Raw genomic sequence first — 23,998 nt, forward strand, 5'->3', positions numbered from 1 at the left:
GCGCGCGGTCCGTCCGGCCCGCCCGGGGCGCCGGTGGCCGCGTCGGGTGCGGGCTCGATCCGGGGCTCAGTCATCGCCTTCGACCCATTCGCTCCAGGGGCTGTCGGCCGATTGCGGGCGGTAGCGCCGGTCGTAATCGGGGGAATAGAGGCAGCTTTCGGCAAAACCCTCGGCGGCCAGGGCCCGGCCGACGAGGATCAGCGCGGTGCGCGTGATGTCGGGGCTGAGCGCGGCTTCGACAGTGTCCAGCGTCGCATGGATGATCCGCTCGTCGGGCCAGGACGCGCGGAACACCACGGCCACCGGGCAATCGCCGCCGTAATGCGGGGTCAGCTCGGCCACCACCCGGGCGATGTTGCCGATGGACAGGTGCAGGGCCAGCGTCGCCCCGGTCCGTCCGAAATTGGCCAGCGTCTCGCCGTCGGGCATCGAGGTCGCCCGCCCCGAGGTCCGGGTCAGCACGACCGACTGGGCGATGCCCGGCAGGGTCAGCTCGGCCCCCAGCGCGGCGGCGGCGGCGGAAAAGCTGGGAACGCCGGGGGTCACCGTGAAGGGGATGCCCAGGGCCTTGAGCCGGCGCAGCTGTTCGCCCATGGCCGACCAGACCGACAGATCGCCCGAATGCAGCCGGGCGATGTCCTGGCCGCGTTCATGGGCCGTGGCGATCTCGGCCATGATGGCATCCAGGTCCATCGGCGCGGTGTTCACGACATGGGCGCCCTCGGGGCAATGGTCGAGCACGGCCTGGGGCACCAGCGATCCGGCATAGAGGCAGACCGGGCAGGCCGCGATCAGGTCGCGCCCGCGCAGGGTCAGCAGGTCGGGCGCGCCGGGGCCGGCGCCGATGAAATGAACGGTCATTGGGTCTCTCCCAGGGCGATGGCACAGGTGGCCATCCGGTCAAAGGATATGGTGCGGGGGCCGGCCAGGCGCCCGCCCGGGCCGGCTGCGGCCAGGGCCGCGGCCTCGGCCACGCTGCCGGTGCCGTGGCGGGCCAGGGCGGCGGGTGAGCGGGTGATCAGGGGCCGGCCGTCGGCCGCGGCGGCCCGGGTGTCCAGGCCCAGCCGTTCGGCCAGGGCCAGGAAGGCCGGGTGGGCGGCCTTGGCCGGCAGCGTGGCCAGCAGGTCGGGCGGGCTGTCGAGCCCGGCCGCGGTCAGGGCGTCGTCCAGCGCGGCGGCCAGGCTGTCGGCCGCCGCCCCGTCGCGAAATCCGAAGCCGGCGACGATCACAGGACGACGCTCCATTGCACGATCGGATAGGCCGCGGCCCAGCCGGTGCGCGTGCCCAGGGGACGGGCCCGGGCGATGTCGATGCGCATCAGGGTGCCGCCATGGGCCTGCCGGACCCGGGTCAGCAGGGCCTCGCTTTCCAGCGTCACGGCATTGGCCACGATCCGCGTGCCCGGACCCAGGGCGACCAGCCGGTCGAGCAGGGCGGGCGAGAGCCCGCCGCCGACAAAGACCGCGTCGGGCGCCGTGCCGGCCAGGTCGGGCGCGTCCAGCGCCTCGGGCGCCGTGCCGGTCACGCAGGTCAGCCGGTCGACCCCCAGCCGGTCGGCATTGGCCCGCAGGCGTTCGGCCCGCCCGGCATCGGCCTCGATGCTGATCGCCCGGTTGCGCGGATGGGCCAGCAGCCATTCGATGGCCACCGATCCCGACCCGCCGCCGATGTCCCAGAGCATCTCGCCCGGGCGGGGGGCCAGCGCAGCCAGGGTCAGGGCCCGGACCGGGGCCTTGGTGATCTGGCCGTCATGGTCGAAGGTGGCATCGTCGCGCCCGGGCACGCAGGGCAGGGCACCATCGCCGGCCACCTCGATTGCCGCGACCACCGGGTGGCCGAAGGGGGTGGTCCCGGTGCTGGCTGCTGGTGTTGTCGCTGGTGTTGGTCTTGTCGTGGTCGTTGGTCCAGTCTCGGTCTCGGTCTCGGTCTCGGTCTCGGTCTCGGTCTCGGTCTCGGTCTCGGTCTCAGTCTCGGTCTCGGTCCCAGTCCCTGCCTCTGTCGCAGGTCCGGTTCCTGTTTCGGTTCCCGTCTCGGAAAGGGCCTCGACCAGCGCATCGGCCCGGCTTTCCGTGATCCGCTCGCGCGGGCCGCCCAGGGCCTCCATGACCCACAGGCGCGACGCGCCGAAGCCGGCCCCGTCGAGATAGCCGGCCAGCGCCGCGACAGCGGCGCCATCGCGCAGGGTGACCACGAGGCGCGCGCCGGGCGCCAGCCGGGGGCGCAGCCGCGTCAGCGGCGCGGCATGCAGGCCCAGGCAATCGGTGTCTTCCAGCGCCCAGCCCAGCCGCGACACGGCCAGCGCAAAGCAGGATACGCCGGGCAGGACCCGCCATTCACCGGGCCGCAACAGGCGCGTCAGCGTCGTGCCCGCCCCGAACCAGAACGGATCGCCCGAGGCCAGCACCGCCACCCGCCGGCCGCGATAGCCCATCAGCAGGGGGATGCCGTCGGCATAGGGCACCGGCCATTCGACCCGCTCGGCCGTCCCTGCGCCCAGGAGGCCCAGGTGTCGCGCCGGGCCCATGACGATCTCGGCCGTGTCGAGCGCTTCGCGGCTTGCGGGCGACAGCCCCTCCGGGCCATCTTCGCCCAGGCCCACGATCGTCAGCCAGGAAGCCTCAGCCATGCGCCGCACCCTTCTCATTCTCGGAGGCACGACCGAAGCCTCGGCCCTGGCCCGGGCGGTCGCCGCGGCGGGCATTCCGGCCGTGCTGTCGCTGGCCGGCCGCGTGGCCGATCCCAAGGCCCAGCCCCTGCCGCTGCGCATCGGCGGCTTCGGCGGGGTGGACGGGCTGGTGGCCTATCTGCGCGACACCGGGGTGACCCACCTGGTCGATGCCACCCATCCCTTTGCCGCGGGCATGAGCGCCAATGCCGTGGCCGCGGCGCAGGCGGCCGGCGTGCCGCTGATCGCGCTCGGCCGGCCGCCCTGGACGGCCGGGCCGGGCGACAACTGGCAGGTCGTGCCCGACATCGCCGCCGCCGTGGCCCGGCTTGCCGCCCCTGGCGGGCCGGCGCGCCGCATCTTCCTGGCCACGGGCCGCCAGACCATGGCCGCCTTTGCCGTCGCGCCCCGGCACCATTACGTCGTCCGCCTGGTCGATCCGCCCCAGGGCCCGCTGCCCTTTCCCGACGGCCGGGCGATCATAGCCCGCGGGCCCTTCGACGAAGACGCCGACCGCGCGCTGCTGCAGGCCCATGCCATCGATCTTGTCGTGTCCAAGAATGCCGGTGGCACCGGGGCCCATGCCAAGATCGCCGCCGCCCGGGCGCTTGGCCTGCCGGTGCTGATGATCGACCGGCCGGCCCTGCCGCCCCGGCCCGAAGCCGCCACGGTGGACGCGGTTCTCGACTGGCTCGCTCATGCCTCCACTTTCCGCGGGGTATAGACGAAAGGCAATCCGTCGGGCCGGTCGATCAGCCGGGTGTTGGACGCGCCGACGATGACCACGGTCTGCATGTCGGCCATCTCGGCCGTGGCCTGCGACAGGGGCACCACGCGCAGGTTCTCGTCGGCCCGGCTGACCGCCCGGGCAAAGATCACAGGCCGGTCGTCGCCGGCCGCCGCGCGCAGGATCTCTAGCGCCCGGCCAAAGCCTTCGGGCCGCGACCGCGAGCGCGGGTTGTAGAAGGCCATGGCAAAATCGCCCTCGACCGCCAGGCGCAGGCGTTTTTCGATCAGCGCCCAGGGCTTTAGGTTGTCGCTGAGGTTGATGGCACAGAAATCATGGCCCAGCGGCGCTCCGGCCCGGGCCGCGGCGGCCAGCATGGCCGTGATCCCGGGCAGCACGCGGATGTCCATCCCGGCCCAGTCGGCCGGCCCGGTTTCCAGCGCCTCGAAGACCGCGGCGGCCATGGCAAAGACCCCGGGATCGCCCGACGACACCACGACCACCCGACGGCCCCCGGCGCAGAGCCGCAGCGCCGCCAGGGCGCGGTCGACCTCGACCCGGTTGTCGGACCCGTGCAGGGTCAGCCCCGGCCGTTCAGCGACCCGGGCGACATAGGGGAAATAGCCCACGACGTCGGTGGCCTGGTCCAGCGCGGCCTGCACCTCGGGGGTGATCAGCGCCGCGTCTCCCGGGCCCAGCCCGGCGATGACCAGCCAGCCGGTGGCCGTACTGGGGCTGTTTTCGGGGCCGTTCTCGGGGCCGCTGTCCGGCCCGCCTGTCCCGGCGCTCATGGCCGCCGCCCCTGGCCATGGACGATGATGATCGAGAAATAGGGCGTCACGCCATCGCCGGCCTCGGCCAGGGGGCGCACGCTCTGCTGGTCCATCGCCGCGTATTCCACGATCCAGGCCGCCTCGGCCTTGCCGGCTCGGGTCAGCGCCCGGCGGACCTTGTCGATGTTGCGCCCGATCTTCATGACCACCAGCGCATCGGCGGCTTCCATGTGGCGCACCAGGTCATCCTCGGCCAGCGTGCCCATCAGCACGCTCAGCACGTCGTCGCCCCAGGTGATGGGCAGGCCCGTGGCCGTCCAGGCCGCCGACATGCCGGTCGTGGCCGGGACCACCTCGACCGGCACCTGCAGCCGGGCGTGCAGGTGCATGAACGAGCCGTAGAAGAACGGATCGCCCTCGCAGAGCACGACGACGTCCTCGCCGGCCCGGGCCAGGGCGGTCAGCCGCTCGGTGCACTCGGCATAAAAGGCCGAGAGACAGGCGTTGTAGCGCGGATCGGTCAGGGGGATTTCCGTCGTGACCGGGTATTCCATCGCGTGTTCGGTGGCCCCGGGGGCAATCATGCCCTCGACGATGCGCCGGGCCTGGCCCTGGCGGCCGGCCTTGCGGAAATAGGCCACGTGGCGGGCCTGGCGCACCAGCCGGTCGGCCCGGACGCTCATCAGGTCGCGGTTGCCGGGGCCCAGGCCCACGCCGTGGATCGTGCCGGTCATTCGGCGCGGCTCGCGATGGCATTGACCGCCGCAACGGTGATCGCGCTGCCGCCCAGGCGGCCGCGCACGATGATGCAGGGCACCGGGCGGGCCTGCCACAGGGCGTCCTTGCTTTCCATCGCCCCGACAAAGCCCACCGGGCAGCCGATGATCGCCGCCGGGCGCGGGCAGGCCGGGTCTTCGAGCATGTTGAGCAGGTGGAACAGGGCCGTGGGCGCATTGCCGATGGCCACAACCGCCCCGGCCAGCTGCGGGCGCCACAATTCCAGCGCGGCGGCCGAACGGGTGTTGCCCATCTGTGCGGCCAGGGCCGGCACGGCGGGGTCCTGCAACGTGCAGATCACCGGGTTGTCGGCCGGCAGGCGCTTGCGCGTGATGCCCTCGGACACCATCCGCGCGTCGCACAGCACCGGCGCGCCGTTTTCCAGCGCCGTGCGGGCAGCGGCCACGACACCCGGCGAGAAGCGGATGTCGCGTTCCAGCCCGACCAGCCCGGCGGCATGGATCATGCGCACGGCCACCTGTTCCTCGTCGGGGTCCAGCCCGGCCAGGTCGGCCTCGGCCCGGATCGTGGCGAAGGACTGGCGATAGATCGCGGCGCCATCGGTTTCGTATTCGTAGGGCATCAGCGCCTCCCGCTGCGGGTCGAATGCGTGGTGGCGCGCGTCAGCGCGCCGCCGGGTTCGTCGAGTTGGGCGGGCGTCAGCCCGCGCTGGCTGGGCTCATCCCATGCATGCCCGCCTTCGACAAGGTCGAAGCGCCCGTCGCGGCCGACGAGCGTCAGCTCGGCCGGCCCGGCCCGGGCGCAGCCCTTGGCGCAGCCCGAGACATGCAGGCCCAGGCCCGGCCGGGCCAGCCGGCGCGCCAGCGCCCGGGTCTCGACGCTGGCCGATGTGCAGAAGGGCGCGCCGGGGCAGGCATCGGCGCCCAGCAGCGGGTCGTCGGGATCGCTCAGCACGGCGGGGTCGGTGACCGGCGCGCCGTCTTCCAGGATGATGCAGCGCCAGGGCGTGACACGGATGGCCCGCGCGCCCGAGGCGGCCATCAGCCGGGGCAGGTCGGCGCCGGCGATCTGGCCGAAGGGCAGGCCCAGCATCGGCCCGACCGGCGTCGGGCCCGGGTGGCGGGGTAAACCCCGCCCTACGCGATGCGGCGCATGGCCGGTCCAGAGTGCGGGCAGGGGCCGGTGGGCCAGCAGCCGGGCCATGCGCGTCGGGGGACGTAGGGCGGGGTTTACCCCGCCGGTCCCGTCCTCACGGTCCTCCCCGCGTGCCCGGGCAAACCAATGGGCCAGCTCGATCGCCCGGCTCACGGCCTCCTCCGGGCCAACCGCCCGCCCGCTGTCGGCCCCTTCGGCCCGCAGGATCAGCCCGCCGGCGCCGCGTTCGATACGGATATCGGCCGGCGCCCCGCCGAGGCAGGGCGTGTCACCGCAATCCACCGCAAAGCCGAACTTGGCCGGCAACTCCGGCAGCTCCGCCAGCCGGGCCAACAGCTCTTCGGCCAGCCGGCGCGTCAGGTCGCCCCCGGTCCAGAACGGCGCCACCAGCAGGTTGCGCCGGCCTTCCAGCGCCGGATCGTCATCCAGCAGCCCCAGCTCGCCCAGCCCCTCCAGCAGCGCCGCGTGGGCCGTTTCGGCCACGCCCCGCAGCTGCAGGTTGGCCCGGTTGGTCACATCGATCAGCCCCGATCCGTGGCGCAGGGCCAGGGTACAAAGCCCCTCGGCCTGGGCCGCCGTCAGCCGGGCCAGCCGCGGGCGCACCCGCACGACCAGCCCGTCGCCCGAGGCCATCGGCCGCCAGGCCCCCGGACACCAGCCCTTCACGCTCATGCCACGCCCTCCAGCGCCGCGCGGATGGCATTGCGCCGGGTCGCCCAGAGCCCGGCCGCATCCAGCGCCCGGAACCGGTCCCACATGGCCGCATGGGCCCGGGGGTTGGCCTCGGCCAGGAAGGCTGCCACCCGGTCATCGCCCAGGGTGGCATCGAAATAGAGATCGAACAGGTGGTCACCCACCACCCCGGCCAGCTGGGCAAAGGCCGCCATGTGGTCCAGCGTGGCAGCGATCTCGGCCGCGCCCCGGAAGCCGTGCCGCTGCATCCCCGCGATCCAGCCGGGATGGCTGGCCCTGGCCTGGACCACCCGGGCGATTTCCTCGCCCAGGGCCCGTACCCGCACCCGATCGGGATCGGTGTTGTCCAGGTGCCAGAGCCGGGCCGGGGCCTGTTGGTCCGCGCCGTCCTGCGCCACGGCCTGCGCGGCGGCAAAGCCGGCCTCGTGGGCGGCGTAATCGGCGGCCAGCAAGAGGTCGCTCTCGGCCAGGTCCTGCAGGTGCACGAAGGCATCGGCCCCGGCCACCCTGGCCCGGATGCCGGCCGGATCATGGACCGCGTCAGCCCCGTTCTGAGCCCCATCCAGCGCCCAGGCACTGGCCGCCAGCCAGGCCTCGCCGGCCCGGGCCCGGGCTTCGGCGCCGTATTGCTCGGGCAGATCGCCCAGGCCCAGCCCGTAGGACCCCGGCGCCGGGCCGTAGACCCGCGGGCCGCCAGTCCCCGCGCCCGTGACATAGGGGTTGAAATCGGCCGCCTCGTCGCGCCCGGCCAGCATCCGCACGGCCTGGCCAAAGAGCCCGGCCAGCGACGGAAAGACATCGCGGAACAGGCCGGACACCCGCAGCGTCACGTCGATCCGCGGCCGGTCCATCTCGGTCAGGGGCACCGCCTCGATGCCCGACACCCGTTCCGATCCCTCGTCCCAGCAGGGCCGCACCCCGATCAGCGCCAGGGCCATGGCAAATTCCTCGCCCGCCGTGCGCATCGTGGCCGACCCCCAGAGATCGACCACCACGCCCCGGGGCCAGTCGCCATCGTCCTGCAGGTGGCGCCGGACCAGCTCGTCGGCCAGCCGCCGGCCCTGCCGCCAGGCGGCCCGGGTCGGCACCGACCGGGGGTCGGTCGTGAAGAGGTTGCGCCCCGTCGGCAGCACGTCCCGGCGCCCGCGATAGGGCGAGCCCGACGGGCCCGGCGCGACAAAGCGCCCGGCCAGCGCATGGCCGAGCGCCGCGCGTTCGGCCCGGGCGGAGGGGGCGACATCAAAGGCCCCGTCCTTCGCCGCCCTGTCCTGCAACGTTCCCACCTGTGCCGCTCCGGCCTGCGACGTCTGCTCCGTTGCCATCCCGGTTTGCACCGCGCTGGCCCGAGCCGCCTCGACCTGCGAATTCCGCTCGTGCGCCACCCCGGACTGTGTCGGTCCTTGCTGGGCCGCCTCGACCTGGGGCGTTCCCTTCTGCGCCGTCTCACCCCTCGACGCCTTGACCGGCGCCGTTCCATCCCGCGCCGTCCCGACCTGGCCAATCCCCTCGGTCACCGCCTCGACCTGCGCCGCTTCCGCCCGCACCGCGCCGGTCTGCGATGCCCCGTCCCGCGCCGCCTCGGGCGCCCGGCCGAACACGTGCAGCCCGTCGCCGAACTGGCTGTCCTTCACGTCGCAGACAAACCGGTCGATCCGCCCGATCGCCTCGGCCGGCCCGGCCCCGGGATCCAGCCCCAGGTCGGCCTCCAGCCCCAGCGCCCGGGCTTCATCCCGGATGTCGTCCTGCAGCGCGTCGCGCCGGCGCGGGTCCAGCCCGTCGGCATTGGAAAACTCGTCCAGCAGGGCCTCCAGCCGGGCCAGGCGCTCCGGCGTGCCGCTGTCCTTCAGCGGTGGCGGCACGTGGCCGATGGTCACCGCCCCGATCCGGCGCTTGGCCTGGGCCGCCTCGCCGGGGTCGTTGACGATGAACGGGTAGATCACCGGCAGATCGCCCAGCAGCGCCTCGGGCCAGCAGGTGTCCGACAGGGCCACGGCCTTGCCCGGCAGCCATTCAAGCGTGCCATGGGCGCCGATATGCACCATGGCCCGCACCCTATGGCGCAGCCAGAGATAAAAGGCCACGTAGCCATGGCGCGGCACCCGGGCCAGGTCGTGGTATTCGTCCTCGCGCCCGGCGGCATCGCCCCGTTCGGGCTGCAGGGCCACCACCGTCGGGCCCAGGGCCAGCGCCGCGAATTCAAAGGCCCCGTCGCGCACGGCCGGGTCGTTGGCGGCCGGCCCGTGCGCCCGGTCCAATTCGGCCCGCATCTCGTCGGGCAGCGCGGCCAATGCGGCGTGGTAGGCATCGAGCCCGAAGCGCTGGCGCCCGTCCTGCAGGGCTTTGGCCAGGTCGGCCGGCGGTGTCAGGCCCAGGTCCTCGAGCATCGCCCGGGCCGAGGCCGGCGCATCCAGGCCCACGGCATGGCCCAGCTGCCAATCCTTGCCCGGATAGGTCGACAGCACCAGGGCAACCGCCCCGTCATGGCCCTGTTGCAGGCCCACCCAGCCCATCACCCGGTCGGCCAGCGCGGCGACGCGGCCGGCATCGGCCACATGGGCGACCCGGGCGAATTCCAGCGCCGGATCGCGCGGGCCGGGTTCCTTGAACGATACCACCCCGCCGCCGATCCGCCCGTCGACTTCGGGCAGGACCACGTGCATCGCCAGGTCGGCCGGCAACAGCCCGCGTTCCGCCCCGGCCCAATCGGCCCGGCTGCTCGTGGCCAGCGTGGCCTGAAAGACCGGCACCCCGGCGATGTCCAGCGGCGAGCGGCCCGCCGCCCCGCGCCCGGAAAAGGCCGTCACGTTGATGATCGCCGCCGGGCCCCATTCGGCCACCCGCGCTTCCAGCCAGGCCGCGGCCTCGGGCGCCTTGAGGGACGGGGCGAAGAGCCCGGCGACCTCGCAGCCCCTCTGGCGGAAGGCCGCAAAGAGCGCCTCGACCGGGCCGAGGTCGGCCGCCGCGACATAGGATCGGTAGAACACCACCAGGATCCTGGTCCGGGGCGAGGGCGCGTCGGCCGATGGCTCCGGCTGGCCCGGTTCGTCTGTGGCAATTGCGTCCGCCGGCCCATCGGTTGCGCGTGTGCGCCCGGTTTCATTGGTCGCCAACGTGCTTCCCGTCCCATGGGCCGCAAGCGTGGCCGGGCCGTTGTCATCCAGCCCGAAGACACCTGCTTCGGGTGTCCAGGCGCCCATCTGCGGCAGGCGTTTCTCGCCGGGCACGGGGGCCATGTAGATCCCGGCGGACAGGGCCAGCTGGGCCAGCGCGGCCTGGGCGGCCACCGCGCCACCCTCGTCGCACAGGTGCTGCAGGCGCCGCAGGGTCGAGACAGGCAGGGTCGAATAGGCGTCCAGCGCCGGATCCGCCCGACCGTCGGCCGGCAGAACGGCCACGGCCAGGCCCTGCCGCGCGGCCAGGTCGCGCAGCTGGTCCAGCCCGTAGCGCCAATAGGGCACCCCGCCGATCAGCCGCACCAGCACGGCCCGGGCGCCCGACAGGGTCTTTTCGACATAGGTGTCGACCGACAGCGGGTGGGTCAGTGCCGACAGGTTCGCCAGGCGTAGGGCGGGGATCTTCCCCGCCGCCCCGTCACCGCCGCGCAGGTCCGTTTCCGTCGCGGCCCGGTTGTCGCTGTCGCCGGGGGTGGCCGTGTCCATTGCGGCCGGGGTGCCGCCGCCTTGTCCGCCGGTGTCCGCTACGGCCCCATCGCCGCCACGTCCGCCGGTCTCCGCCACGGCCGGGGGGGCGCCGTCACGGCATCCCCCCGTTACAGTCGTGGCCCCGTCGTTGCCGCCGCCCGTGCCCGTGGCGGCCCGCTCATCATCGCCGCCCGCAGCCTGTCGCGCCCGGTGCCACCCGGCCGCAAAGGCGCCCAGGTCGCTGTCCGAGAAGGACAGCACCACCAGCTCGGCCGGCGACTGGTCCAGGTCGACCGGCGTGTCGCCTTCCTCCAGGCCCTGGCGTTCGCGAAAGACGACATGCATGGCTCAGCCCAGCAGGACCCCGCGGATCCGTTCGGCAACGATGTCGTCATGTTCGCCGATCACCACCAGCTTGCCGACCCGCGGCGCGTCACCCGCCCACATCCGGTCGTACTGGTGGCGCACCCGTCCGCCCACGGCCTGCACCAAAAGGCGCATCGGCTTGCCCGTCACCGCCGCATAGCCCTTGACCCGAAGGATGTTCTGCTCGGCCGCCAGCCGCTCGATCCGGGCCACCAGCGTCGCCGGGTCGTCCAGCTCGGGCAGCTCGACCACGATCGAATCGAAATCCTCGTGGTCATGTTCGGGCACCCCGTCGTGATGGCTGGGCCGTGCGTCCAGATCGTCTTCGGCCGCCGCTTCCAGCCCCAGGATCACCCGCGGATCGACCGCACCCTCGGCCACCTCGACCACCGGCAGCACCCGCGGCGCCTCGGCCGCGATCACCGCCCGGGCCTTTTCGATGCCCTCGGGCCCGGCCAGGTCGGGCTTGGTCAGCAGCACGATGTCGGCACAGGCGATCTGGTCTTCAAAGACTTCGGACAGCGGGGTTTCGTGGTCGATGCTGTCATCGGCCAGCCGCTGGGCATCCACCGCCGCCACGTCGGGGGCAAAGCGCCCGGCCGCCACGGCCTCGGCATCGGCCAGGGCGATCACCCCGTCCACGGTCACCCGCGACTTGATCGCCGGCCAGTCGAAGGCCTTGAGCAGCGGTTTCGGCAGGGCCAGGCCGCTGGTTTCGATCAGGATGTGCTCGGGCGCCGGATCCAGCGCCATCAGCGCCTCGATCGTCGGGATGAAATCATCGGCCACGGTGCAGCAGATGCAGCCGTTGGCCAGCTCCAGGATGTTCTCGGCCGGGCATTCCGGGATGGCGCAGCCCTTCAGGATCTCGCCGTCGACACCGACATCGCCGAACTCGTTGACCACCACGGCCAGCCGCTTGCCGCCCGGGTTCTGCATCAGGTGGCGGATCAGCGTGGTCTTGCCGGATCCGAGGAAGCCCGTGACGATCGTGACGGGCAGTTTCTCAAGGGTGGTCGTGCTCATTCGGGCAGCTCCAGGGGGGGAATGCGGGCAATGCAGTTCTTGCGGAAGTGGACCGGCCGGTCGCGCCAGGGCACCAGGCCGTTTTCGGTTTCGAGATAGCGGCTCGCGCCGTCGACGATCACCCCGACCGAGGCGTCGCCGGCATCGAGGTTGCCATAGACATAGGTCCAGCGTTTCGGCCCGCCGCGCAGGGCGACGGAACAGCCGTGGTCGCAGTTCGACAGGCAATCGACGGCCTTCAGCCGCACGCCGTCGGGCAGGCCGGCCTGTTGCAACGCCGCATGCAGCCGGACCCCGGGGCGGTCGGCATCGTCCTCGATGGCCAGGCCCATCCGGCATTTCGTGCAGATCAGCAGATCCACCGGGTCGGGGGTGTCCGGGGTGGCACTGTCGTCCATCGCGTCCTCGCAGCATTGCGGGGGGGCAGGGCCGGGACCGCTGGCAAGCAAGCCCGCCACCGGCACACCCCGTCCGGTTACGTCGTTCCTTGCTGGCAGGTCTCCCGGCTTGCGGATGCCAGGGGCGCCTTGTCGGCACATCCCTGCCGGTCAGCCTGCCTTCCCGATCTCTCAGTGGCATTCGGCCGACCTCTCCGGTCACGGTCGCGGGGGCGGCTGCGCTTCGGAACGGGCCTCACGGCCGTGCCCCTATCGCATTCCCTTTTCACCTGTCCTAAGACAGGCACCAGCAGGGCGCGACCTTTAAGGGGTGCCCGGAACTTGTCAAGCGGCGGAGCGGAGGCAGCGGTCATGGCAACGCGGAACGACGGGCCGGAACAGGCCGTTTCGGCGGGCGGACCGGCGGGGGGACAGTCGGGGGCGCAGGCAGGCGCAGGCGCGGGGACCGAGGCCGAAGCAGAGGCGGGCGCGCAGGCCGTGACGCAGACGCGCGCTCGGGCGGAGGGAAGGACCGGGGCAGAGCCGGGCACGCAAGCGGGGGCGAAGACCGAGGCACAGGTTGGGGTGCAGGCAAGGGCAGGGGCACAGGCGGGCGCAGATATGAGCGCGCAGGCACGGGCCGAGGCAGAGCCGGGCGCAGAGGTCGGCGTGAACACGGGCAAACAGGCCGGTACACAGGCAGGTCCGGGCGTCGGACTGGTGGTCTGGGATTTCGACGGCGTGCTCAATGCCAATATCCGCGACGGCCGGTTTGTCTGGGCCGATGACCTTGGCCCCGACCTGGGCATTGATGCCGCGGCCTTTTCGGATTTCGTCTTTGCGTCGGGGCGGATGCGTGATGTCGTCTCGGGGCGGATCGACCTGTTGGACGTTGTCGGGCCCTGGCTGGCCGAGCAGGGTCATGCCATCGCCGCGGCGGATTTCCTCGACTACTGGTGGCGCAAGGACGCCCATCCCGATGCCCAGGTCCTGTCCTGGCTCGATGCGCTGGCGCAGGGCGCCGGCCACGGGGGGACCCTGCGCCAGGTCATCGGCACCAACAACGAAGGCCACCGCGCGGCCTATATCGAAGGCACGATGGGCTTTGCCGGCCGGGTCGAGCGGGTCTTTGCCTCTGGCCGGATGGGCGTGGCCAAGCCCGATGCCGGGTTCTTCGAACAGATCAGCGACTGGGCCGGGCTGGCGCCGGAACACATCCTGCTGATCGACGATACCGCCCGCAATATCGAGGCCGCCCGGGCGCTTGGCTGGCAGGCCTTCCATTTCACCCCGCAGAGCCGGTCCGCCCTGCCGGGGCGGCTGGGGCTGGGCGATGGGGCGGGGCCGGATGATGGGGCGGGGCCGGATATTGGAATGGGGCCGGATATTGGAATGGGGTCGGATATTGGAATGGGGCCGGATAATGGAACCGGGCCGGACGATGAAGAGGGGCCGGGTGGTGGAACAATTTCGCGCCCTGAGGCCGGGCGGGGCAATGGAATGCGGCCGGACGATGTGACAGGGCCGGGCGATCTGTCTGGCGCGGGCCATGGGACCGGTCCGAACGGCGTGACAGGCCGGGGTCACGGCCGGAACGAGGGACAGTGACATGCCGGCGCTGATGATCCAGGGCACCGGGTCCAACGTGGGCAAATCCATGCTGGTCGCCGGGCTGTGCCGGGCGGCCCGGGCGCGGGGCCTGAGCGTGGCGCCCTTCAAGCCGCAGAACATGTCGAACAATGCCGCCGTCACCGCCGATGGGGGCGAGATCGGCCGGGCCCAGGCGCTGCAGGCCCAGGCCTGCGGGCTGGAACCGGTGACCGACATGAACCCGGTGCTGCTGAAGCCCGAAAGTGATGTCGGGGCCCAGGTCGTGGTGCAGGGGCGGCGGCTGACGACCACCCGGGCGGCCGATTACGCCGCGCTCAAGCCCCGGCTGATGGGCGCGGTCCTGGACAGTTTCGGGCGGCTGGCCGCGGCTCATGACCTGGTGATCGTCGAAGGCGCGGGCAGCCCGGCCGAGGTCAACCTGCGCCGGGGCGACATTGCCAACATGGGCTTTGCCCAGGCCGCCGACGTGCCGGTGATCCTGGCCGGTGATATCGACCGGGGCGGGGTGATTGCCCAGATGGTGGGCACCCAGGCGGTGATGGCGCCCGAGGATGCGGCGCGGGTGTGCGGCTTTGTCATCAACAAGTTCCGTGGCGATCCGAGGCTCTTCGACGACGGCTACCGGTTTATCGAGGACCGCACCGGCTGGCGGGGGTTTGGCGTCTGCCCATGGTTCTCCGAGGCGTGGCGCCTGCCGGCCGAAGATGCGCTGGACATATCCTCGGGCCCGGCCAAAGAGGGGCTGCACGTGGTCTGCCTGGCCCTGTCGCGGATCGCCAATTTCGATGACCTCGATCCGCTGGCCCAGCATCCGGGCGTGCGGGTGACGATGCTCCGGGCGGGCCAGGCGCTGCCGGGGGATGCCGACCTGGTGATCGTGCCGGGCAGCAAGTCGACCCGGGGCGACCTGGCCTTTCTGCGCGCGCAGGGCTGGGATGTCGACCTGGCCGCCCACCGCCGGCGGGGCGGGGCGATTCTGGGGATCTGCGGGGGCTACCAGATGCTGGGCCGGATGGTGTCGGACCCCGAGGGCATCGAAGGCCCGGCCGGCGACAGCCCGGGGCTGGGGCTGCTGGACGTGGTGACGGTGATGACGGGCGACAAGCGGCTGACCCGCACGGCGGCGGAGCATGTGGCGACGGGATGCGGTTTCGCGGGCTACGAGATCCATATCGGGCGCAGCGACGGGCCGGATTGCGCGCGGCCCTTTGCCCGGGTCGACGGGCGCGCCGAGGGGGCGGTCAGCGCCGATGGCCGGGTGATGGGCAGCTACCTGCACGGGATGTTCCGCGACGACGGGTTCCGTGCGGCGTTCCTGGACGGGGTCGGGGCTGGAATGGCCCCGGTGCCGGGCGGGACGGGCTATGACCGGTCGGTCGAGGATGCGCTGGATGCGCTGGCCCACCATGTCGAGGCCAATCTGGACCTGGACGCCCTTTTCTCGGCGGCGCGCTGACGGCGCCGCCGGGCCGGATATTTATGAAGAGAAAGAAGCAGCAGGCCGGCGCTGTGTCCCGGCCGCGCGCGGGGCCGAAAGGCCCGGCAAGCTGGCCGTGAGCTGCTGGGACGCTGCCCGGGGGGTCAGGCCTGGGCGGGCAGGTGGCCCTGGAGCATGTCGATGAACTGGCCGACGGTTTCGACCGAGGTATCCATGCTGTCCATGTCCAGCTCGACGTCGAATTCTTCTTCGAAGGCCAGCACGAACTCGGTATAGGCGACCGACGACAGGTTGATGCCACCGCCGAACAACTTGTCCGAAGGGTTGACCTTTTCGACGCCGGCATGTTCGGCCAGCAGGCTCAGGATTTTGTCCTGGGTACTCATGTTCGATCCCGTTTCAGGCCGTATCCACCATTCACTGCGGCGGTCTCACGCCGGACCCGGAACCGCCCCGGCCCGGGCAGGCGACCCCGTTGTGGTCCGAACCGCTCGCACCGGGCGGCAGGTTGCCTGCCGGGCGCCGGGGCGTCAAGGCGGGCCGGGTCTATGTGCATGCAGATGTGGCAAATTTTCCGGGCCTCCGGCAGGGGGTCATCCCTGTACAAGCCGGGGCCAGCCCCCATATCATGGCCATGCCGCAGCGCAACAAGACGCCAGGGCAAAGAAGGGGATGCGGGCGATGCATTACAACGACAACCGCAACGTGATCGGGGCGGTCCGCGCCGCGGCGGCGCGGTATCCCGACCGCCGGGTCACCATGTTCAACGGCCGCTGCAAGCCGGTCAGCGCACGCAGCTACCAGGGCCTGCTGGATGCCGCCGGGGCGATGGCCGGGCGGATCGCGGCCCGGGGGGTCACGCCTGGCGACAGGGTGCTGATCTGCCTGGCCAATTCCTGGGACTGGCTCGATTGCTGGCTGGCCACGGTCTGGCTCGGCGCGCTGCCGGTGGCGGCCTCGCCGGGCTTTGCCATGGGCTCGGCCGCCTACCGCGAAGAAAAGACCTTTGGCATCGCCGCGCTGCTGGATGCGCGGATGGTGATCTGTGGTGACACGCTTCGGGCCCGGGCCGATGCCGCACCCGCAGGTTGCATCGTGATCACCCCCGAGGAACTGGCCGAGGGGCCCGGCGGAGAGGACACGGCGCCGCCGGCCCACGAGGCCGGGCCGGGCGATATCGCCTACCTGCAGCTGACCAGCGGTTCGACGGGCATTCCCAAGGCGGCCCAGGTCACCCACCGGGGCATGATGCACAATGTCTGGGCCATGTTCGACGCGGCCACCCGCCGGCGAGGTGGGGTGGCGCCGCGGTCGGGCACGACCTGGCTGCCGCTGTTCCACGATTTCGGCCTGGTGATGACCCTGGGTGGCATCATGAACGGGGTCGAGGTCGCGGTCTTTCCGCCCAATGCCTACCTCTCGCGCCCGCATGAATGGCTGAAACACCTTGGCTCCATGGATGCGCCGATGTGCGGCTCGCCCAATTTCGGGCTGCACCATGCGGTGAACCGGGTGACCGAGGCGCAGATGGCCGAGATCGACCTGAGCGGCTGGCACACCTGTTTCATCGGGGCCGAGATGACCCGCTCGGAGACCCTGTCGGCCTTCCTGGGCAAGTTCGCCGCCGCCGGCTGCCCGGCCGAGATGCTGGCGCCGTCCTATGGCATGGCCGAGGCCACGCTGGGCGTGACGCTGGACCAGAAGGCCGTCGGCCTGCGCACGGGAATGTCGGAACCCGACGACCGGGGCGACCGGGTCGAGGTGGTCTGCTGTGGCGCGCCGTTGCAGGAAACGGCGCTGAAGATCATGGGTCCGGAGGGCGAGATGCCCGAGGGCCACGTGGGCCATGTCTACCTGAAGGCCGGGGGGGTGATCTCGGGCTATTACAACAATCCCGAGGCGACGGCCGAGGCCTTTGAAGATGGCTGGCTGAAGACCGGCGACCTGGGGTTCATGCGCGCGGGCGAGATCTATCTGACCGGGCGCATCAAGGAGATCCTGATCGTCAACGGCACCAATTACATGCCTGACGAGCTGGAACAGCTGGCCGAGGGCGAAGGCGGATCGGGGGGCATGGAACGGGCGGCGGCCTTTACCGTGGCCCAGGATGGCCAGGGCGAGCAACCGGTGCTGGTGGTCGAGGTCGACCGGCGCAGCGGGCCGGACGTGCTGAAGGACCTGGCCGAACGGATCGCCGGGCGGATCGGGCGCGAACTGGGCCTGCCGGTGCGCGAGGTGGTCTTTGTCGCCCGGGGCGCGATTCCGCGCACGACCAGCGGCAAGCTGCAACGCGGTGCCCTGCGCGAGGCCTACCTGGGCGGGGCGCTGACGGTCTTGCCCAAGGCTGACTGAGCCCACCGCGACGCCCGTCACGGGCGGGGCTGGCGGTTGGAAATTGGGTCGGTGCTGCGCGTGACCGGGCGCGGATATGACCGGACGGATGCGGGCGCGTGGGGCGCAAGGCGCGGTGCCGGTGTGGGCAACAGCCGGCCGGCAAGGGCGCAACGGGGCGCACGACCCGTCGCGGCGCACGGCGGCCACGGGCGGGAAAAGTCCGGTCCGGCGTCAAGGCCCTTGGCCCCGGCGCGTGGATTTGGCATGGCTGTGACCGACACCAGCTGTTAGCGGCAACAGCCGCGAAAGAACCGCATGAGGGAGGGTCCATCCATGTTTCTTGGCCTTGATCTGGGCACATCGGGGCTGCGCGCCCTTCTGGTTACCGCCGACGGGCAGGTCGCGGGGCAGGCCGAGGCGGCCTATCCCGTGGCCCATCCCCATGCCGGCTGGAGCGAACAGGACCCGGCCGATTGGGTCACCGCCCTGGGCCAGGTCGTGGCCGAGCTGGCCGCGGCCCACCCGGCGCAGATGGCTGCCGTGCGCGGGCTGGCGACCTCGGGGCACATGCACGGGGCGGTGATGCTGGGCGCCGATGGCCGCGTGCTGCGCCCGGCGATCCTGTGGAACGACACCCGCAGCCATGCCGAGGCCGCCGCGCTGGATGTCCAGCCGGCTTTTCGCGAGGTGTCGGGCAACATCGTCTTCCCGGGGTTCACCGCGCCGAAACTGGCCTGGGTGGCCCGGCACGAGCCCGAGATCTTTGGCCAGGTGGCCACGGTCATGCTGCCCAAGGACTACCTCAACTACTGGCTGACCGGCCGGCTGACCTCCGACATGTCGGATGCGGCGGGCACGTCCTGGCTGGATGTCGGCGCGCGGGCCTGGTCGGCTGACCTGCTGAGCGCCTCGGGCATGCGCGCGGACCAGGTGCCCGAGCTGCTGGAAGGCACCGACGTGGTCGGGCCGGTGCGGGCCGACCGGGCCCAGGCGCTTGGCCTGCCCGAAGGCTGCGCCGTCGTGGCCGGAGGGGCCGACAATGCCGTGGCGGCTTGTGGCATCGGCGCCCTGGGCGAGGGCCAGGGCTTTGTGTCGCTGGGCACCTCGGGGGTGCTGCTGGCCGGGCGCGACGGCTTTGCGCCCCGGGCCGAAAGCGCGGTGCATACCTTCTGCCACGCGATCCCGGGGGCCTGGTACCAGATGGGCGTGGTGCTGGCCGCGACCGACAGCCTGAACTGGCTGGGCCGGATCACCGGCGAGACCCCGGCCGCCCTGGCCGGCGGGCTGGGCGACGACCTGCAGGCCCCCGGGCCGGTGCGGTTCCTGCCCTACCTGTCGGGTGAGCGCACGCCGCATAACGACAGCGTGCTGCGCGGGGCCTTCCTGAACCTCGATATCGGCAGCGACCGCACGGCCATGGCCAAGGCCGTGATGGAAGGGGTGAGCTTTTCGCTGAAGGATTGCCTGGATGCGCTGGGACAGACCGGCGCGCGGCTGGACCGGGTGATCGGCATCGGCGGGGGCATCCAGTCGGCCTATTGGTGCAAGCTTCTGGCAACGGTGCTGGGCATTCCCGTCGACCTGCCGGCGGCGGGCGAATTCGGCGCGGCGCTCGGCGCGGCGCGGCTGGCCATCTGCGGGGTGACCGGCGCGGCGCCCGAGGAGGTCATGACCCCGCCCGACATCGCCCGCAGCGTCGATCCCGAGACCGGCCTCGTCGCGGCCTTTGCCGAGGCGCACCAGCGCTACAAGCGCAGCTATCCGGCAGTGCTCGACCTGCAATGATCCCCCCGGGGGTGGCGGAACGGAAAAGGGCGGCCCGCACGGGCCGCCCTTTTTGCGTCAACTGAGGGGCAGGGGAGGGGGCGGCGGCGCCGCCGCCCGCCCTCAGAAGTCCTTGGTGAAGAACAGGCCGATCGAGGAGTTGCCCTCGCTGTCGACCGACCCCTTGGCCGTGACCTTGTCGGTCACGTCGAAGTTCAGGTCGAGCTCGGTGCGGCCCTCGGTATTGACCGACACATCGGTGTAGATCTGCTCGGACAGGTAGGCCCCGACACCGACCTGGGCGTTGCCGTCCTCGTCGGTCGTCAGGTCGAGCGACGCCGCGCCCAGCCCGTCACGGGCGCTGCCCAGGATGCCGCCATTGGCCCCGACCTTGCCGGTCAGCACGGCCAGCGAATTGGCCAGCTGGGCGATCTTGAGCGGCGAGAGGTTGGTGAACTGGTCGCCGAAGATCAGCAGGCCCAGGGCCTCTTCCGCCGGCCGTTCGGGCGACGAGGTGACCTCGACCTGGGGTTCCTGCAACGAGCCGTAGATCTGGATCGTTGCGGTGCCGGCCGACGAGGTGTTCGAGGCCTCGAAGTCGATATAGGGATCAAAGCTGCCTTCCAGCGTCACCAGGCCACGGTCCAGGTCGAGCCGGCGACCGACGATGTCGAGCCGGCCGCGGATCAACGAAATCTCGCCCGCGGGGACGATGTTGGACGTGGTGCCGCGCAGGCTGAGCCCGCCGCCCAGTTCCGCATCCAGCCCCCGGCCGCGCACAAAGATCTGCTGCGGGGCCGAGATGGTGATGTCGAGCGCATAGCCCGGGCCGGCGCTGCCGCCGCCCCCGCCGTTGCCATCGTCTTCCTCGATCAGCCCGGCGCGTTCGCGGGTCTGGTAGGATCCGCTGTCTTCGCCCTGGTGGCGGATCGGCGGGATCGGCGCGCCGGCGGCGCTGCCCGACGAGGCGGCGATGTTCAGCTCGGTCGTGCCGACATTGACCACGCCGGTGATCCGGCCGTTGCCGACCAGCGGACCGTCGATGCCGACCTGGCCGCCGATCGTGGTGTTGTAGAGCGCCTGGTCGGTCAGGACGAGCTGGTTGATGGCCACGTCCAGCCCGGCGTTATAGGGCGCCGACAGCTGGACCGGGCCGGTGACGGTAAAGCTGCCGCCATCCGCCCAGCGACCCTGCAGGTCGATCTGGGCCGAGCCGCCATTCATCGAGATCCGGCCCGACAGCGGGTCGATCTGGCCATAGACCTGCGGGATGGCAATGCGCGTGCCCGGCAGGTCGATGGTGCCCGACAGGGCGTTCAGGGCCGGCTGGCCGTTCAGGCGCAGGTCGAACCGGGCCGGGCCGTCGACGGCCATCGGCGCGATGAAGGCATTGGCCGCGGTCAGCAGGGCCTGGCCCCGGGCGGTGACATCGGCGGTGCCGGCGGATTGGTCATAGGTGCCGGCAATGGCCGCCTCGACCCCGGCCGGGCCGTTGGAATTGCTGTCGATGGTCCAGACCGTGCCATCGCGCGAGGCCGTGCCGCGCGAGACCAGCGTGCCGGGGAAATCGGGCACGAAACGCTCGACCCGGGCCAGGCTGGTTTCATAGGTCAGCTGGGCCGCGCCCTGGGGATCGACCTGGCCGCTGGCCGTGGCCGTCAGGCCGGCTGTGCCATCGACCGAGACATTGCCCGTATAGACCCCGTCATCGCCTTCGCTGGCCTGGCCCTGTAGCCGGGCATTGCCGGCCAGCTGGGGCACGAAGGCCCCGACCTGGGCCAGCAGCGCGTCGAAGGTCACCGATTTCTCGGCATCGCCATAGGCGCCCTGGGCGCTGACCGTGCTGCCGTCGGCGGTGCGGGCCTGGACCTCGCCGCGATAGGCGCCGTCGCTTTCGGTGACATCGGCCGTGACCGTCGCCCGGCCCGGCATCTGGGGCACGAAGGCGCCCAGGTTCATCAGGTCGGCATTCAGCTGGCCCTGGGTCTGGCCCGGGCCATAGGTGCCCGTGGCATCCAGCACCGACCCGTCGGCCGCGCGGGCCGAGACGGTGCCGTCATAGGCATCGCCGTTCTGGGTGACCTGGCCGGTGACCGAGGCCTGGCCGGCCATCTGGGGCACGAAGATGCCCAGGTTTGCCAGCACGGCGTCAAAGGTCGCCTGGATCTCGGTCGGCGAATAGGTCGCATCGGCATCGACGGTGCTGCCATCGGCGGTGCGGGCGCGCAGGACGGCATCATAGGCAGAGCCGTTCTGCACGACATTGCCGGTCACACTGGCCTGGCCGGGCATCTGGGGCACGAAGATGCCCAAGTTGGCCAGGGCGGCGTCGAAATCGGCGGTCAGGGACGTCGGGCTGTAGGTGCCGCGGGCGTTGACGGTGCTGCCATCGGCGGTTTCGGCCCGGATCGTGCCGGTATAGCCGTCGTCGCCTTCCTCGACCTGGCCGTTCAGGCTGGCCGCGCCGGGTAGTTGCGGCACAAAGGCCGCCAGGTCGGTCAGCTGGGCGTCGATGCGGGCGTTGGTCTTGCCGGGGCCATAGACCCCGTCGGCCGTGACCTCGCTGCCGCCTTCGGACAGGATGCGCAGGGTGCCTTCGTAATCCTCGGCCCCGGTCTGCTGGACATCGGCCAGGATCTGGGCCGCGCCGGGCAGCTGGGGCAGGAAGATGCCCAGGTCGTCGAGGCTGCCGTCGACATGGGCCTGGCTGGCGCCGTCCTCGTAGCGGCCGTCGGCCGTCAGCGAGATGCCGCGCGGGCCGGTCAGGCTGACATTGCCCACCAGGCCCTCGCCCTCGCCATGCACGTCGCCGGTCAGCCGGGCCGGGCCGGGCAGGTCGGGCAGCACGCGGGCCAGGTCGTCGACCTCGGCGTCGAAGGTCATGCGCGTGCCCTCGGATGCCAGAACGCCTTCGGCCTCGGCGGTGATGGCCGTGCCGTTGACGGTGAAGCTGCGCAGGGTGATGCCGCCTTCGTCGCGGGCGGCGTCGATGGCCAGGTCGGTCTGGCCGGTGATCAGCGGATCGACCTGTTCGATGCCCACGGCCAGGTCCTGGCCGGTGCCGTCGAGCTTGATGTCGAACCCGCCGCTCAGCGGCACGACATGGCCGCTGACCCGGGCATCCAGGGCGCCCTGCAGGGGCTTGCCCGCCAGGTCGGCAAAGCGCGAGATGTCGGCAACCGACAGGCTGGCCGTGGTGTCCACGCGCAGCCCGCTGTCGAGCCCGTCGAGCGTGGCATCGACGGTGGCATCCAGCCCGGCGCCGGTAAAGGTCATGCCGTCGAGGATCAGCTCGCCGGCGTCGATCAGGCGAAAGCGCCCGTCCAGCGCCAGGCTGTCGCCGGCCGCCTTGGACAGGGCCGGGTCCGACAGGCCCAGCCCGACGAGGTTGGCCGTGACCGATCCGTCCAGCATGTCCTGCCCGGCCCCCGCGCCGGCCTGGCCGGCGCCGCTGACCGTTGCGCTGTCGAGGGTGAATTCGGACGAGGCCAGCCCTTCGACCTGCAGGTCGAGGGTCCAGTCGCGGCTTTCCGAGATGTCGTAGCCGGCGTTCAGGTTGACCAGTTCGACCGTGGTGACCTGGCCCGGGACGGGCAGGGTGACAACCTCGCCCGAGGGCGGGGTGATGCCGCCCTGCAGCACGACGGTCTGCACCGCGCCTTCGGCGCTGATGTCCAGCGCGCCGTCCAGCGCCAGGGCCTGGGACTTGATGCGCATGGCGTTGACGGCCATCGCCCCGTCGGGGTCGCGCTGGCCATTGGCCTGGATGCGGGTGTCGTCGCCGAAGAACTCGTGGAACTGCTCGGGCAGCAGCGGGCGGATGTCGCCGCCCAGGTCGGCCGTGAAGGCCAGCGGCACCTGTTCGACGCTGCCATCCTGCCCGGCCTGGGCCGACAGCCCGCTCAGCGTGACCGCCCCGCCGAAACGCAGCTCGTCATCGGTCTTGAGCGACAGGCGGGCGATGAAATCCTCAAGCGGGCCGCGCCCGGCGAGATCCAGCGCGATCGACGGCGTGTCGGGCAGGTTCATCGCCGTGCCGATCAGGCCGCCGGGCCCTTCGACCACGTCGAGGTCCAGCACCAGGTCGCGCGAGCTGTTGTCAAAGCTGGTTTCCAGGCGGATCTCGTCGCCGTCGCGGTCCAGCCGCTGCAGGTCCAGCAGGGCATCCAGCGCCCCGTCGGCCAGCGACAGGTTGCCGTCCAGGCTGAGCTGGGCCGGCACGCCGACCACCGGTTCACCGATGTCGATCTCGCTGACAGAGATCTGGCCGATCTGGATGGCCACGGGCAGTTCGGGCACCTGGAAAGGCGTGACCTCGGGGGCCGGCAGGTCTTCGTCGGGGTTGGTCGTCGTGCCCGGCGGGCGGGCAAAGACGATGCGCTCAGCCGACAGCTCGTTGACCGAGAACCGCCCGCGCACCAGCGCCAGCCGGTTCCAGTCCAGCACGGCGCCTTCGAGGGTGAACCAGATGCCGTTGTCGTCGGACACTTCGAGCCGCTGGATCGTGGCCCGCGACGACAGCGCGCCGCTCAGGCCGACAACACGGATCGTCCGGCCGTCCCCCGACAGGGTGTTTTCCAGGAAGCGGACAAGGCGCCCGCCGCTCTCTTCGTCGCTGTCCTGCGCCACGACCGGCGCGGCGGTGGCGAGGCTCAGGGCGGTCAGCCCGACGAGGGTAACTTTGTACACG

At 71.7% G+C, this 23,998-nt stretch carries 17 protein-coding genes and 1 riboswitch; of the genes, 5 read left to right on the forward strand and 12 right to left on the reverse strand.

All coding sequences use genetic code 11. The annotated features are described in order from the left end of the window. Nucleotides 1–66 precede the first annotated feature (66 nt). The 3 genes from cobM to cbiE are packed head-to-tail and all read right to left on the reverse strand — an operon-like array spanning nt 67 to nt 2,626. Nucleotides 67–861 carry a precorrin-4 C(11)-methyltransferase gene (cobM, locus tag ACK3BB_RS07480; RefSeq protein WP_428928091.1) on the reverse strand — a complete coding sequence of 265 codons (795 nt, stop codon included), beginning with the start codon at nt 859–861 and terminating at the stop codon, nt 67–69. Further along, a complete protein-coding gene (locus tag ACK3BB_RS07485; protein WP_428928092.1) occupies nt 858–1,244 on the reverse strand; it encodes a cobalamin biosynthesis protein in 387 nt (128 codons plus the stop codon). The genes cobM and ACK3BB_RS07485 overlap by 4 nt, the downstream gene beginning before the upstream one ends. After that, nucleotides 1,226–2,626 (reverse strand): precorrin-6y C5,15-methyltransferase (decarboxylating) subunit CbiE, encoded by a 1,401-nt coding sequence (gene cbiE / locus ACK3BB_RS07490; RefSeq protein WP_428928093.1) that lies wholly within the window; start codon nt 2,624–2,626, stop codon nt 1,226–1,228. Before cbiE ends, ACK3BB_RS07485 begins: the two co-directional genes overlap by 19 nt. Here cbiE and ACK3BB_RS07495 point away from each other — a divergent pair. Beyond that, nucleotides 2,625–3,389: a cobalt-precorrin-6A reductase gene (locus ACK3BB_RS07495; protein ID WP_428928094.1), complete on the forward strand. Its 765-nt coding sequence runs from the start codon at nt 2,625–2,627 to the stop codon at nt 3,387–3,389. The genes cbiE and ACK3BB_RS07495 overlap by 2 nt on opposite strands. On the opposite strand, the gene cobJ is transcribed toward ACK3BB_RS07495, so the two are convergent. From cobJ to ACK3BB_RS07530, 7 genes are read right to left on the reverse strand one after another with little or no spacing between them, the layout of a single operon-like run. Then, nucleotides 3,362–4,183, reverse strand: coding sequence for a precorrin-3B C(17)-methyltransferase (gene cobJ / locus ACK3BB_RS07500; RefSeq protein ID WP_428928095.1), 822 nt, complete (start codon nt 4,181–4,183; stop codon nt 3,362–3,364). The genes ACK3BB_RS07495 and cobJ overlap by 28 nt on opposite strands. Further along, nucleotides 4,180–4,899 (reverse strand): precorrin-2 C(20)-methyltransferase, encoded by a 720-nt coding sequence (gene cobI / locus ACK3BB_RS07505; RefSeq protein ID WP_428928096.1) that lies wholly within the window; start codon nt 4,897–4,899, stop codon nt 4,180–4,182. The genes cobJ and cobI overlap by 4 nt, the downstream gene beginning before the upstream one ends. After that, nucleotides 4,896–5,525 (reverse strand): precorrin-8X methylmutase, encoded by a 630-nt coding sequence (locus ACK3BB_RS07510; protein WP_428928097.1) that lies wholly within the window; start codon nt 5,523–5,525, stop codon nt 4,896–4,898. The genes cobI and ACK3BB_RS07510 overlap by 4 nt, the downstream gene beginning before the upstream one ends. After that, on the reverse strand, nt 5,525–6,730 hold the full coding sequence (locus ACK3BB_RS07515) for a cobalamin biosynthesis protein CobG (protein ID WP_428928098.1): 1,206 nt from the start codon (nt 6,728–6,730) through the stop codon (nt 5,525–5,527). Before ACK3BB_RS07515 ends, ACK3BB_RS07510 begins: the two co-directional genes overlap by 1 nt. Next, nucleotides 6,727–10,737, reverse strand: coding sequence for a cobaltochelatase subunit CobN (gene cobN / locus ACK3BB_RS07520; RefSeq protein ID WP_428928099.1), 4,011 nt, complete (start codon nt 10,735–10,737; stop codon nt 6,727–6,729). Before cobN ends, ACK3BB_RS07515 begins: the two co-directional genes overlap by 4 nt. Before the next feature lie 3 nt (nt 10,738–10,740). Then, nucleotides 10,741–11,784: a cobalamin biosynthesis protein CobW gene (gene cobW, locus ACK3BB_RS07525; protein ID WP_428928100.1), complete on the reverse strand. Its 1,044-nt coding sequence runs from the start codon at nt 11,782–11,784 to the stop codon at nt 10,741–10,743. After that, nucleotides 11,781–12,182, reverse strand: a complete 402-nt coding sequence (locus tag ACK3BB_RS07530) for a DUF1636 family protein (RefSeq protein ID WP_428928101.1) — start codon at nt 12,180–12,182, stop codon at nt 11,781–11,783. The genes cobW and ACK3BB_RS07530 overlap by 4 nt, the downstream gene beginning before the upstream one ends. A 77-nt stretch (nt 12,183–12,259) precedes the next feature. After that, nucleotides 12,260–12,488, reverse strand: a riboswitch (cobalamin riboswitch). Nucleotides 12,489–12,782: 294 nt separating this feature from the next. Between ACK3BB_RS07530 and ACK3BB_RS07535 the strand changes: the two genes are divergently transcribed. Together ACK3BB_RS07535 and ACK3BB_RS07540 are read left to right on the forward strand one after the other, a co-directional pair. Beyond that, nucleotides 12,783–13,769: an HAD family hydrolase gene (locus tag ACK3BB_RS07535; protein ID WP_428928102.1), complete on the forward strand. Its 987-nt coding sequence runs from the start codon at nt 12,783–12,785 to the stop codon at nt 13,767–13,769. 1 nt (nt 13,770) lies between these two features. Beyond that, a complete protein-coding gene (locus ACK3BB_RS07540) occupies nt 13,771–15,228 on the forward strand; it encodes a cobyric acid synthase (protein ID WP_428928103.1) in 1,458 nt (485 codons plus the stop codon). Nucleotides 15,229–15,353: 125 nt separating this feature from the next. Here the strand turns inward: ACK3BB_RS07540 and ACK3BB_RS07545 are convergent, their stop codons facing one another. Then, the gene (locus ACK3BB_RS07545; RefSeq protein WP_428928104.1) at nt 15,354–15,596 is read right to left on the reverse strand and encodes an acyl carrier protein; all 243 of its coding nucleotides are present in this window, start codon (nt 15,594–15,596) and stop codon (nt 15,354–15,356) included. Between the two features lie 295 nt (nt 15,597–15,891). Between ACK3BB_RS07545 and ACK3BB_RS07550 the strand changes: the two genes are divergently transcribed. Together ACK3BB_RS07550 and xylB are read left to right on the forward strand one after the other, a co-directional pair. Continuing rightward, the gene (locus tag ACK3BB_RS07550) at nt 15,892–17,562 is read left to right on the forward strand and encodes an AMP-binding protein (RefSeq protein ID WP_428928105.1); all 1,671 of its coding nucleotides are present in this window, start codon (nt 15,892–15,894) and stop codon (nt 17,560–17,562) included. 315 nt (nt 17,563–17,877) lie between these two features. Next, a complete protein-coding gene (gene xylB, locus ACK3BB_RS07555) occupies nt 17,878–19,329 on the forward strand; it encodes a xylulokinase (protein WP_428928106.1) in 1,452 nt (483 codons plus the stop codon). Nucleotides 19,330–19,431: 102 nt separating this feature from the next. Here xylB and ACK3BB_RS07560 read toward each other — a convergent pair whose 3' ends face one another. Continuing rightward, nucleotides 19,432–23,997, reverse strand: coding sequence for a translocation/assembly module TamB domain-containing protein (locus ACK3BB_RS07560; RefSeq protein WP_428928107.1), 4,566 nt, complete (start codon nt 23,995–23,997; stop codon nt 19,432–19,434). Nucleotide 23,998 lies beyond the last annotated feature (1 nt).

Source organism: Marinibacterium sp. SX1 (assembly GCF_050389775.1).
Taxonomy (GTDB): domain Bacteria; phylum Pseudomonadota; class Alphaproteobacteria; order Rhodobacterales; family Rhodobacteraceae; genus Marinibacterium.

What these genes read in the sequence shown, in the direction of transcription:
- ACK3BB_RS07510 (WP_428928097.1), bottom strand. Translation starts at nt 5,525, where the DNA reads ATGCCCTACGAATACGAAACCGATGGCGCCGCGATCTATCGCCAGTCC.
- cobM (WP_428928091.1), bottom strand. Translation starts at nt 861, where the DNA reads ATGACCGTTCATTTCATCGGCGCCGGCCCCGGCGCGCCCGACCTGCTG.
- cobJ (WP_428928095.1), bottom strand. Translation starts at nt 4,183, where the DNA reads ATGAGCGCCGGGACAGGCGGGCCGGACAGCGGCCCCGAGAACGGCCCC.
- ACK3BB_RS07540 (WP_428928103.1), top strand. Translation starts at nt 13,771, where the DNA reads ATGCCGGCGCTGATGATCCAGGGCACCGGGTCCAACGTGGGCAAATCC.
- cobW (WP_428928100.1), bottom strand. Translation starts at nt 11,784, where the DNA reads ATGAGCACGACCACCCTTGAGAAACTGCCCGTCACGATCGTCACGGGC.
- xylB (WP_428928106.1), top strand. Translation starts at nt 17,878, where the DNA reads ATGTTTCTTGGCCTTGATCTGGGCACATCGGGGCTGCGCGCCCTTCTG.
- ACK3BB_RS07485 (WP_428928092.1), bottom strand. Translation starts at nt 1,244, where the DNA reads ATGGAGCGTCGTCCTGTGATCGTCGCCGGCTTCGGATTTCGCGACGGG.
- cbiE (WP_428928093.1), bottom strand. Translation starts at nt 2,626, where the DNA reads ATGGCTGAGGCTTCCTGGCTGACGATCGTGGGCCTGGGCGAAGATGGC.
- cobI (WP_428928096.1), bottom strand. Translation starts at nt 4,899, where the DNA reads ATGACCGGCACGATCCACGGCGTGGGCCTGGGCCCCGGCAACCGCGAC.
- ACK3BB_RS07515 (WP_428928098.1), bottom strand. Translation starts at nt 6,730, where the DNA reads ATGAGCGTGAAGGGCTGGTGTCCGGGGGCCTGGCGGCCGATGGCCTCG.
- ACK3BB_RS07530 (WP_428928101.1), bottom strand. Translation starts at nt 12,182, where the DNA reads ATGGACGACAGTGCCACCCCGGACACCCCCGACCCGGTGGATCTGCTG.
- ACK3BB_RS07495 (WP_428928094.1), top strand. Translation starts at nt 2,625, where the DNA reads ATGCGCCGCACCCTTCTCATTCTCGGAGGCACGACCGAAGCCTCGGCC.
- ACK3BB_RS07535 (WP_428928102.1), top strand. Translation starts at nt 12,783, where the DNA reads ATGAGCGCGCAGGCACGGGCCGAGGCAGAGCCGGGCGCAGAGGTCGGC.
- ACK3BB_RS07545 (WP_428928104.1), bottom strand. Translation starts at nt 15,596, where the DNA reads ATGAGTACCCAGGACAAAATCCTGAGCCTGCTGGCCGAACATGCCGGC.
- ACK3BB_RS07550 (WP_428928105.1), top strand. Translation starts at nt 15,892, where the DNA reads ATGCATTACAACGACAACCGCAACGTGATCGGGGCGGTCCGCGCCGCG.
- cobN (WP_428928099.1), bottom strand. Translation starts at nt 10,737, where the DNA reads ATGCATGTCGTCTTTCGCGAACGCCAGGGCCTGGAGGAAGGCGACACG.